We start from the raw sequence: 1244 nt of genomic DNA on the forward strand, positions 1-1244 counted from the left end.
TCACGCTCGACGACCTTGACGCGTTCGCGGCCTTCGGTTTCGCCGAGGCTGCGTTCGTGGGCGTCGAGGCGGTACCAGCCGTCCCAGGTGGTGAAGGGGACTTTCTTGCTCTCGAGGAAGTCGGTGACGGCCTGCTCGGTGGGCTCGGGGGCGGCGGTGAAGTTCGGTGCGTCCTCGAGGAGGTTGGCGACGGTTTCGTTGGCGTCGCCTTTGGTGTGGCCGATGAGGCCGACGGGTCCGCGTTTGATCCAGCCGGTGACGTAGGTCGCCGGTACCGCGGTGTGCGAGTCTGCCGATTCGAGTACGCGGCCTGCTTCGTTGGGGATGGTGCCGGCTTGGTCGTCGAAGGGGAGTTGGGCGATGTTCTTGGAGAGGTATCCGACGGCGCGGTAGACCGCTTGGACGTCCCAGTCGTTGTATTTGCCGGTGCCGCGTACGTTGCCGGTGCCGTCGAGTTCGGTGCGTTCGGTGCGCAGGCCGATGACTTTGCCGTCTTCGCCGAGGATTTCGGTGGGGGATTCGAAGAAGTGCAGGAACAGTTTGTGCGGGCGGTTGCCGACGTCGCGGATGGCCCAGTCCTGGAGGGTGTTGGCGACCATGTCGACCTGCTTGGATCCGCGACGTGCGGCTTCGGAGCCTTCGTCGTAGTCGATGTCCTCGGGGGCGACGATCACTTCGATGTTGGTGGAGTGGTCGAGTTCGCGGAGCTCGAGGGGGGTGAATTTTGCCTGTGCGGGTCCGCGGCGTCCGAAGACGTGGACCTCGATGGCCTTGTTGGTTTTCAGGCCGGCGTAGACGTTGGCCGGGATTTCGGTGGGGAGGAGTTCGTCGCCGGTTTTGGCGAGGACGCGTGCGACGTCGAGGGCGACGTTGCCGACGCCGAGTACAGCGACCTTTTCCGCGTTCAGTGGCCAGGTGCGGGGGACGTCGGGGTGGCCGTCGTACCAGGAGACGAAGTCGGCGGCGCCGTAGCTGCCGTCGAGGTCGATGCCGGGGATGTTGAGGTCGCGGTCGGCGTTGGCGCCGGTGGAGAAGATGACGGCGTCGTAGAAGCGGCGCATGTCGTCGAGGGTGATGTCGGTGCCGTAGTCGATGTTGCCGAGGAGGCGGACCTGTGGTTTGTCGAGGACTTTGTGCAGGGCGGTGATGATGCCTTTGATGCGGGGGTGATCTGGTGCGACGCCGTAGCGGATCAGTCCGAAGGGGGCGGGCATGCGTTCGAACAGATCGACGCTGACGCCGCG

At 65.2% G+C, this 1244-nt stretch carries 1 protein-coding gene; it reads right to left on the minus strand.

The annotated features are described in order from the left end of the window. On the minus strand, positions 1-1244 hold a 1244-nt coding region (locus tag H2510_RS20535), incomplete at both ends, for a pyridine nucleotide-disulfide oxidoreductase (RefSeq protein ID WP_186630125.1).

It is taken from the genome of Rhodococcus sp. BP22, from assembly GCF_014281965.1.
Classification (GTDB): domain Bacteria; phylum Actinomycetota; class Actinomycetes; order Mycobacteriales; family Mycobacteriaceae; genus Rhodococcoides.